The 9,416-nt window shown below is 67.9% G+C and carries 6 protein-coding genes and 2 pseudogenes; 4 read left to right on the top strand and 4 right to left on the bottom strand.

Annotated elements, in window-relative coordinates; all coding sequences use genetic code 11:
• Positions 1–248: 248 nt before the first annotated feature.
• On the bottom strand, positions 249–1,211 hold the full coding sequence (locus ACIRVK_RS41135; protein ID WP_404256548.1) for an alpha/beta hydrolase family protein: 963 nt from the start codon (positions 1,209–1,211) through the stop codon (positions 249–251).
• A gap of 168 nt (positions 1,212–1,379) precedes the next feature.
• On the opposite strand from ACIRVK_RS41135, the gene ACIRVK_RS41130 reads away from it, so the two are divergent.
• Positions 1,380–1,976 (top strand): TetR/AcrR family transcriptional regulator, encoded by a 597-nt coding sequence (locus tag ACIRVK_RS41130; RefSeq protein ID WP_404256546.1) that lies wholly within the window; start codon positions 1,380–1,382, stop codon positions 1,974–1,976.
• A 307-nt stretch (positions 1,977–2,283) separates the two neighbouring features.
• Here the strand turns inward: ACIRVK_RS41130 and ACIRVK_RS41125 are convergent.
• Together ACIRVK_RS41125 and ACIRVK_RS41120 are read right to left on the bottom strand one after the other, a co-directional pair.
• Positions 2,284–4,131, bottom strand: a pseudogene (locus ACIRVK_RS41125) (TIM-barrel domain-containing protein); the annotation flags it as partial.
• A gap of 2 nt (positions 4,132–4,133) precedes the next feature.
• Positions 4,134–4,391: pseudogene (locus ACIRVK_RS41120) on the bottom strand (transposase family protein); the annotation flags it as partial.
• 523 nt (positions 4,392–4,914) lie between these two features.
• Here ACIRVK_RS41120 and ACIRVK_RS41115 point away from each other — a divergent pair.
• Entirely contained in the window at positions 4,915–6,570 is a 1,656-nt protein-coding gene (locus tag ACIRVK_RS41115; RefSeq protein ID WP_404256544.1) for an APC family permease, read from the top strand.
• 351 nt (positions 6,571–6,921) lie between these two features.
• On the opposite strand, the gene ACIRVK_RS41110 is transcribed toward ACIRVK_RS41115, so the two are convergent.
• Positions 6,922–7,797, bottom strand: a complete 876-nt coding sequence (locus tag ACIRVK_RS41110) for a LysR family transcriptional regulator (protein ID WP_404256542.1) — start codon at positions 7,795–7,797, stop codon at positions 6,922–6,924.
• 122 nt (positions 7,798–7,919) lie between these two features.
• Here ACIRVK_RS41110 and ACIRVK_RS41105 point away from each other — a divergent pair, with 122 nt between their 5' ends.
• A complete protein-coding gene (locus ACIRVK_RS41105; RefSeq protein ID WP_404256540.1) occupies positions 7,920–8,918 on the top strand; it encodes an NADP-dependent oxidoreductase in 999 nt (332 codons plus the stop codon).
• The gene (locus tag ACIRVK_RS41100) at positions 8,915–9,403 is read left to right on the top strand and encodes a nuclear transport factor 2 family protein (RefSeq protein ID WP_404256538.1); all 489 of its coding nucleotides are present in this window, start codon (positions 8,915–8,917) and stop codon (positions 9,401–9,403) included. The genes ACIRVK_RS41105 and ACIRVK_RS41100 overlap by 4 nt, the downstream gene beginning before the upstream one ends.
• Positions 9,404–9,416 lie beyond the last annotated feature (13 nt).

The raw sequence follows: 9,416 nt of genomic DNA, 5'->3' as shown, positions 1-9,416 counted from the left end.
TCCCCGTCCCCTACCACCGCGCGGGCGTGGCCCGGCGCCCCCACACCCCCCATGCGGGCGCCCGCCGGTTGTCCCCGGCGTGCCCCGCGCCGCCACCGCCCTGTTCTCACCCGGGACCGGTGCGAATGCGGGAAGGCCGTGGTTCTCTGGACGACGCGGGGCATGCCCGTCCCTGTGCGGGACGGGCACTGCCCAGTCGGTGATGACAACGATGCGGACCGCCCGCTGTAGGGCTTCGCCGCGGCTGCCTACTTGAATTCCACCCGTCCGGCCGGGGCGGCCCCAGTCGTCAGCGCCTCGCACGCCACCTGCCAGGCGTGGTCGTCGGGCTGGAACTGGGCGCGCAGGTAGGCCGAGGTGAGGCGCGCGAGGGCGGCGACCCGCTCGGGGCTCTCGTCGGTGGTCTCGTCGGCGTCGTATCCGGAGATGCCGCCGAGCAGGTGCTCGGCGCCGAAGAGGGTGAGCAGGGTCTTGGGTGCGGGGGCGAGGCGGTAGGGGTCGGTGTGCCAGTCGGGGCCGACGTCGGTGAAGTGCTTGGAGTCGTCCTGGTCGCCGGCGACGACCAGGGTGGGCGTGGCCATCGTGGAGAAGTCGGTGGTGTGGAAGAACGGCACCATCTCGGCCATCGGTCCGTTGAGGATGTCGCCGCCCCTGCCCGGTGCGGCCAGCAGCACACCCGCCTTGATCCGGGGCTCGAGCAGGTTCACTTCCTCCCCGGTGTCGGGGTCGGCGCTGCGGGCGCCCAGCAGGAGGCTGGCGGTGTGGCCGCCGAGGGAGTGCCCGGCGACCGCGATCTTGTCGTGGTCGATGCGCCCGGCGAGCTGCGGCACGGTCTTCTCGATCTCGTCGAGCCGGTCGAGGATGTGGCTCATGTCCTCGGCACGGGAGCGCCAGAAGAAGGGGGCTCCGGGGGTGTCGGCGAGCTGACGGCTCAGTGTGCGGGAGCTGAGGTGGGTGGGCTGGATGACGACGAACCCGGCTGCCGCCCAGAGATTGGCGATGGGCGCGTACCCGTTCAGCGAGGACAGGTTGTTGGAGCCGCCGTGGCCGTGGGAGAGCAGGATGACGGGCAGGCCGGTCCCGGTGGCGGGCGCGGAGACACGGACCTGGAGGTCCACGGGCCGTCCGGGCACGGACAGGACCACCGGGCTGTACGACAGGACAGGGGCGGGCGAGCCGAAGGTGGCGGCGGTGTCGGTGGATGCAGTCATGGCGGGGGGTTCCCTTCTGGAGCCTGCGTCGTTGCCGGCGCCAAGCCGGGCGGTGGCAGGCGAGTGGTCAGGCGTGTCCGACCTCAGCTAACCTGAAACGGAACGTTGCTCCCTTTATTATTCGGAGCACTGTTCCGATTTGTCAAACGGTGATGGAAAGGAAGCCTCGTGTCCACCGAGAGCCCAACCGGGAAGGCGTCGGCCCGAACCAAGCGGGCCGACGCGGTACGCAACCAGCAGACGCTGCTCAGCGCCGCCGCCGAGGTCTTCGTCACCTCGGGTGTCGACGCGCCGATCCGCCAGATCGCGGCCAAAGCGGGCGTCGGGATGGGGACGATCTACCGCCACTTCCCGACCCGGGCGGATCTGGTCACCGCCGTCTACCGTCACCAGATCGAGGCATGCGCCGCGGCAGGCCCAAGCCTGCTGGCCGGCGCCGACTCTCCGTTCGAGGCGCTCCGCCAGTGGATCGACCTCTTCGTCGACTTCCTGGTCACCAAGCACGGACTCGCCGACGCCCTGCAGTCGGACAGCAGCCGCTTCGCCGCGCTGCACACCTACTTCCTCGACCGCCTGGAACCCGTGTGCGCGCAGCTGCTCGGCGCCGCGGTCGACGCCGGCGACATCCGGCCCGGCACGCAGCCCTACGAGCTGATGCGCGGCATCGGCAACCTGTGCATCGGACGCGACAGCGACCCGCGCTACGACCCCCGCCGATTGATCGAACTGCTCCTCCAGGGACTCCGGCAACCCCAGCCTGCCTGACGGAACGAACCGGTGAACCCCCGGAGGGCAACGCTCTCACAAACGACCTTTGCCGGAGCAAGATCGACAATGGTCCGCCGGGTACCCTCTGATCTTCGATCGGCTCTCAGAACCCGTTCTCACTCAAAAATGGGCGGGGCACCGTTCTGATACTTGCATTGTGCGAAGATCCGGGGTCATGACGGACCCTCACGAGCCCACGGCGGCCGACGCAGACGACGTCGAGCGCCACCCCTGCCCGCGCTGCGGCGTCCAGCCCGGATCGCCCTGCCGCTCGCGTGGTGGCGCGGTCGCCGGCGCGTACCACAGTGGAAGAGGTGTCGCCGGTGAAGTGGACGGTGGTGCGCTTGTCGGCCCACGGTCCGGTGGGCAGCCCTTGCTGGCCGCTGTAGCCGCCCGCCTGCAGGGAGCCGTAGGCGCGGGAGACGACGAATCCGCGACCGATGGTCTTGTCGGCCACGCCGGCGTACTGCTGATTGATCCACGCGTCGGGAGTGACGCCGGGCAGCGAGGACTGGGAGTCGTCGCAGCACCAGTCCAGCCACCAGAAGTCGTTGCCTTGTCGATCCATGGTCTGGTGTAGGTCCAGGTACGCCTTGAGCTCGTCGGGGTCGCCCCAGTCGAAGGTGTAGCAGTCCCCCGCACCGCTGCTCGCGGCCGAGGCGCAACCGCCCTTGTGCAGCTTGCCCTTGGCGGTGGCCTGGGCCTGGGCGAACTGCGGGTCGCTGCTGAGGATGCTCGGGTGGGTGTTGAGCATGTTGTGCAGGCCCTGGGAGGCAGCCCAGTCGAAGAACGCCTTCGGGTCGGGGAACTTGGCCGTATCGATCCCCCAACCGCTCCATGTGTTGGGTGACTTGAAGTCGGTGTCGGTCACCAGGACGTCCAGCGGCACGCCCTCGGAGCGGAAGGCGGGCAGGATCGTGTTCTCGTAGTCGGCCGCGGTGCGGTCGATGTACTCGGAGTACCACACCCCGTACGCCCACTCCGGCAGCAGTTTTGGCGGGCCGGTCAGGCTGGCCAGGTCGGCCAGGGCCTGCTTGAAGTCGTGGCCGTAGCCGAAGACGTAGCCGTCCTGGTACGGCGTCCCGCCATGGGAGGGACACCGGGTGACCTGATGGGTGCCGGGATCGTACAGAGCGGAGGACGTGTCGTCGAGCAGATACCAGCCCTCCTTGTACAGCAGGCCGGGCGTGGTGGCCGGGGCACCATTGTCGCCGTTGACACCGTCGAGACTGCGGCGGTACCCGCCGAGCGCCAGGTGGGGCTGCGGGGCCGCCGAGCCGGCCGCGGTCACGGAGATCGTGTCGACGTTGACGTGGCAGCTCGCGGCGTCCGGACAGCCGATCACGAGGTCGTTCGCGCCGGCCTTGAGAGTGATGGGGACCGAGGCGGTCTGCCAGGTGTCCCAGGTGCCGGTGACGGGCAGTGACAGGGTCTGCGCAGTACCGCCGGAGGACACCGTGGCGGTCCGGGTCCGGTACAGGCCGTCACGGCCCGTGGCGTTGGCGTAGCGCACCTGTAGCGCATAGGCGCCGTCGGCCGGGACGCCGACGACGTGGGCCGACACGCCCGACGCCTGGTTGAGTTCCGCGACGAATCCGCTGCCAGAGTAGCCGCCGTGGTCGTCGGCTGCGATCGCCGAGCCCGAGATGCGGTCGGCCTCAGCCTCGCAGCCCACGCCGAACCGGCAGCTCATGATCGCGGTCGCCGACGTCGGTGGAAAGGCGTTGCCCTGGTTCACCAGGGCGACACTGTCGATGTTGACGTCGCCGGAGTCGGCAGCGGTCCTGGCCAGTGTGATGGTGTGGTGGCCCGCACTGAGCTGCACCACGCTGCTTGCCAGGCCCCACGAATCCCAGTTCGCGGTGACCGGCAGGCTCACCGACCGGTTCGCGCCGCCATCCACCGACAACGTCAGGGTGCGCGTCATGGTCTGACCGTCGCCCCCACGGGAGTTGGCGTAGCGGACGTCGAACTGGCACGTACCCGGCGTGGCGACGTCGACATCGGACGACACGGAGTTACCTGCCCCCTCGAAGCCGGCCAGGAAACCGGAGCCGGTGTAACCGGTGTGGTCCGAGGCGACGGCCAGCCCGCTGCGCGCAAGCTGCTCGGCCTCGCACAGGGCACCCAGGGCGCAGGTGAGCCGCTGCCAACCCGCAGCAGCCCGGGCGCCCGGCGGGACAGATGGCCGACGACGGCGGTGACGTAGGCGTGGGCGGTGCCGACGGATAGGCCGAAACCGGCGGCGATCTGCGTCAGAGGGTCGTGTCGGCGAAGGTAGAGCAGGCCGACCAGAGCACGCTGGCGAGGTGGGAGCTTGCCGTGGCGGACACCCTCACGGGTGACGATGAGCATGATTACCCACTCGGCCAGGGCGTGCGGGAGGTCGAGTGCGGCAGGAAAGGGAACCAACGAGGCTCATGCGCTGATGAGTTGAGACGTCGAACACCTCTCTCAACGGCACAGGAGCCTCGTGCGTCGCGGCAGGTCACCCTGTCACCCGACCCGTGGCCTCTCTGAAAATTCTCACTGAAAAGCCCGGGTTTCCGTTTTATCCACATCAAGAGTGGACGAAAGGACGCTGGGGAAGTCGGCGTGTTTAAGCTGTTTCTCAACTACGCGCGATGAGTCTCAATTCTTCCTCAACTTTCTTCCTATGGAGCAAGCAGCGCCCTAAGTTGCCGATGGCTGAATCTCTGAACGAGTATCTCTCATCGCCGACGGCAGCGCATGACCGCGCTCCTTTCCGAAAAGAGAGCCGCCACTTGATGTCCGGGGGTGCTGTGGGGCACACCGGCTGGCGGACTGGCACCCTTTCGCGCCGGACACCGGACCTGGGCGACAGCATGGTCATGCATGGAGGAAGTTGATGGTAGAAGTACAAGACTTGACGGCAGCACGGAGCGGGCAACCAAAGTTGCATCGCTCAATTGGTGTGTTCGGGCTGACCATGATCTCGCTCGGCTCGATCATCGGGTCGGGCTGGCTGCTCGGCGCGTACAAGGCCGCCACCCATGCCGGCCCGGCGTCCATATTGTCCTGGATTCTGGCTACGGCGATCCTGGGTGTGCTGGCCCTCATCCACGCCGAACTCGGCACTGCCTACCCGGTCACGGGAGGCACGGCGCGGTTTCCCGCGTTCGCGTTCGGGCGCCTGGCCGGCTTCGCCGCCGGCTGGGCGGCGTGGCTGCAGGCGGTCACTCTGGCGCCGATCGAGGTAGAGGCGAGCCTGACCTACCTGGACAACATCGGCTGGGTCAATACTCACCTGCACCTGCTGGACCAGAAGAACTCCACGCTGACCGGCAGCGGGTTCGTGTGGGCGACGCTGCTGATGGCTCTGTTCACCGCGATCAATCTGGTTGGCGTGAAGTTCTTGTCGGAGAGCAACTCGGCCACCGTGGTGTGGAAGGCGGCGGTTCCGCTGCTGACCATCGTGGTACTGCTCACGCTGTCATTCCATCCTGGCAACTTCACCGCCGGCGGCGGCTTCATGCCCCACGGTCCGCAGGGCGTGTTCGCCGCGCTGCCGGCGGGTGTCGTGTTCGCCGCTCAAGGCTTCGAACAGTGCATCCAGTTCGGCGGTGAGGCCCGCAATCCGCAGAAGGACATCTCCCGCGCGATCCTGATCGCCATGGCCATCGGTGCGGTGACCTACATCCTGCTCGAGATCGCGTTCATCGGCTCGCTCGACCCGGCCGCCCTGGCACATGGATGGGACAACCCAATCGCCAAGGGCTCCTTCGGCCCCTATGCGACCCTGGCCACCGCGGCCGGTGCTGGCTGGCTCGCCTATGTCCTCTATGCGGACGCGTTCGTCTCACCGGCCGGTACCGCCCTGGTCTACCTCGGCACCTCCTCCCGGCTGACCTACGCGCAGAGCCACGCCGGTGAACTTCCGAAGGGCCTGTCCAAACTCACCCGCCGCGGCATCCCGATCTGGGCCGTGCTGCTGGCCTTCGTCCTCGGCGAGTTCTCCTTCCTGCCCTTCCCCAGCTGGCAGAGCCTCGTCGGGCTGGTGACCTCTGCTACAGCCATCATGTACGCCTTTGCCCCGGTGTCGTTGACCGCGCTGCGGCGGCGCGACCCACAGCGCCGACGCCCGTACCGGCTGAAAGCGGCTCCGGTGGTCGCGCCCATCGGCTTCATCGCCGCCAACCTGGTCATCTACTGGGGTGGTTTCGACACAACTTGGAAGATCGAGGCCGGTATTGCGATCGGCTTCATCATCTTCGCGGCGACCCAGGCACTCAAGAAGGAGCCGCTGCCGATCACCAAGGCCGACTGGAAGGGCTTCACGTGGGTTCCGGTGTGGCTGGTGACGAACGTCGCCCTTGGCTACCTCGGCAACTATGACAGCGGAGGCTTCCGCGCCGGCGGCAGCGAACTCGGCAGTCTGCCCAACCTGGTGGACCTCCTCGTCGTCGCCGCCGCCAGCCTGGCCATCTATTACTGGGCCGTCTCCCTGGCCGTGACCACCGCGGAGGTTCATGAGCTGATCCGGCAGGACGAAGCCGGCTTGGACGTGCTGGACCCGCCCACCGGACCAGCCGGAAAGGCGCCGGCCGGGGAACTGCCCACCGGGATGTGACCGCTGCCTGATCGCTGTGCGGTGATCAACACATAGCCGTTCGGGTTCTTCCTGCAGGATGGCCACGACACGTGTCATACGGGTGCTGGTCCCGCCGGGGCCGACGTACTGGGTGCAGGACCGTGGCCGTGGGCAGTGCGGGCTCCGGCACCGGCGGCGGCAGGAGCGTGATCGTCGTTGCTGTGCCCTCCACGAAGCGAGCACGGGCCATTGTCGTTTCCCGAGAGCAGTTGGCGACAAGACGGGCAGGTCCTGCGTCGATCGGTGTTCAGCCCGCTGTGAGCCGGCGGGTCTCTCCTCGGAGACCGTGGTAGACCTGCCGCCCATGGTCATCGCTCGGCCTGGTTCCGGTCAGCATGGCGAGGCGGCCAGGACGGCCTCGGCAGCCAACCGGAGATTCCTGATCATTGGATTCGGGTCGCCCTTGCGGCTGACCAGGACGACCTGGCTGGGGGGAGCACCCTCGATCGGGACGGTGACGAGGTCGGGACGCAGTGAGCTGCGCCGATCGCCGACCGGTAGGACGGCGATCGCCCTGCCGCTCGCGACGAGTTCGAGCTTGTCCTCGTAGCTCTCGATCGGCGGCACGCCGGCCCCGAGGATCCGGTAGGAAGTCCAGCCCGCGGTCTCGAACGCGCACGGGACCGCCTCTTCGCCGGCCAGTTCTTCCGCGGTCACCGACGCGCGGTCGGCCAAGGGATGACCCTGCGGGACCACGAGCATCCGGGGCTCCTCGTACAGGGGGGTCGTGGACACATTGTCGGTGGCGAGCGGCAACGGGGTCCGCGCGATCAGGGCGTCGACGCGCTTGTCGGACAGTGCGCCGACGTCGCTGCAGCTCAGATGCCGGGTGGCGATCTCGGCGTCCGGGTGACGGTGGCTCAGTTCCCGTACGGCGGCAGTGATCACCAGGTCTTCGACATAGCCGATGGCGATTCGTTCGGTCTGGGCTTGTTCCCGCACGGCCAGCTCGGCCTGGCGGGCGGCGTGCAGCAGGGCTTGGGCCTGAGGGAGGAATGTCTGGCCGGCCGGAGTGAGCCGGGTGCCTTGGGGGGTGCGGTCCAGCAGTCGTGTGCCGAGATATTTCTCGAGCCGTTGGATCTGGCGGCTCAGCGCCGGCTGGGCCACGTGCAGGTCGGCGGCGGCCCGGCCGAAATGCTGGTGCGCCGCCACCACGGTGAAGTAGCGCACCAGCCGCAGTTCCAGGTCCTGTCCGAGGTCGTTCACCCTTGCAGGGTACGCGTCATGCCGTTTCGGAATGACCAGGTTGCCGAAGGGGTCTTGGACCGCCATGCCGTCCAGGGCCTTGACTGAAGGAGCAACGTTTCCCCGAGAAAGCGACAGGCGCGATGAAGGCGATCCAGTTCCACGAAGCGGGCGGGCCAGAAGTTCTGCAGTACGACGAGGTGCCGGTTCCCGAGATCGGCCCGGGCGAGGTGCTCGTCCGGGTGCACGCGGCGGGCATCAACCCGCCGGACTGGTACCTGCGTGAGGGGATGAAAGTCATGCCGGCCGAGATGAGGCCGGTGCTGGAGTTCCCCCTGATCCCCGGAACGGACATGTCGGGCGTGGTCGAGGCGGTCGCTCCGGACGTGCGGGGGTTCGCCGTCGGTGACGAGGTCTTCGGCATGCTGCGGTTCCCCGGATTCGACGGCCGGACGTACGCCGATTACGTGGCCGCGCCGGCTTCGGACCTGGCTCACAAGCCGGCCGGTATCGACCACGTGCAGGCGGCCGGGGCGCCGATGGCCGTGCTGACGGCCTGGCAGTACCTGGTTGATCTCGGCCACGACGTGCCGTCTCCCTTCACCGGCCGGGTGCACCGGCCGGTGCCGATCACGCCAGGGATGACCGTGCTGGTAAACGGGGCCGCCGGTGGAGTGGGCCACTTCGCGGTGCAGCTGGCGAAATGGAAGGGGGCACACGTCATCGCAGTGGCCTCAGGCCGGCACGAGCAGTTCCTGCGCAAGCTCGGTGCCGATGAGTTCATCGACTACACCACGACACGGGCCGCGGACGTGGTCAGCGGCGTCGACCTGGTGATCGACACCGTGGGTGGCGCGGACAGCTCGCGCTTCCTGAGCGTGCTCAAGCGCGGCGGCACCAGGCTTCCGGTGTTCTTCGCCCAGTACGACCCCGAAGCGACGGAGCGTCTGGGCATCACCGTCTCCAACATTCAAGTGCGTTCCAACGGCCCCCAGCTCGCCGAGATCGGGCGCCTTTTCGACGAGGGCAAGCTCCAGGTCGGCGTGGACAGCACCTACCCGCTGCCCGAAGCGGACCGCGCACACACGCGGGCCGCGCAGGGCCACATCCAAGGCAAGATCGTGCTGACGGTGGCCTCGTGATCGCCGAACTCCAGCAGGCGGTGGCGAACTATGCCCACGCCCTGGACGAACTGAATGTGCCCGAGCTGGAAACGGTCCTGACCGAAGACACCACCTGGACCTTCACGATGCCCGGGCAGGGGCTGCTCGGTCCGGTCGTCGGACGCGCGGCGGTGCTCGACTTCATCCGCGACGGGCACACCGCCCAGACCGGCAAGGTACGGCACCACCTGAGCAACGTCGTGGTCACAACGACGGACGCCACCACCGCTGAGGCGAGGGCGTATCTGCTGCAGACAAGGAACACCGGCGAGAGAATCCAGACGATCTCAACCGGCGTCTACACGTTCAGCCTGCGCCGGTCCGACGGTGAGTGGCGGATCGCCCAACTCACCCTGGCGCTGGACAACGCCGTGGAGGACGAGGCTAGTAGCTTGTTGCGGCTTATTTTCGCTGTGTGGTTGGGTAGAGGTGGCGTAGTTTCACGCGTGCGTCGTCGGTGGTGAAGTGCCAGTGGAC

Source organism: Streptomyces sp. NPDC101152, assembly GCF_044768275.1.
In the GTDB taxonomy this organism is placed as follows: domain Bacteria; phylum Actinomycetota; class Actinomycetes; order Streptomycetales; family Streptomycetaceae; genus Streptomyces.
The sequence above is the reverse complement of the archived record's forward strand: the minus strand, read 5'-3'. Positions and strand labels throughout refer to the sequence as shown.

Excerpts from the sequence above, each read along its gene's own strand:
- ACIRVK_RS41135 (WP_404256548.1), bottom strand. The coding sequence starts at position 1,211 with ATGACTGCATCCACCGACACCGCCGCCACCTTCGGCTCGCCCGCCCCT.
- ACIRVK_RS41105 (WP_404256540.1), top strand. The coding sequence starts at position 7,920 with ATGAAGGCGATCCAGTTCCACGAAGCGGGCGGGCCAGAAGTTCTGCAG.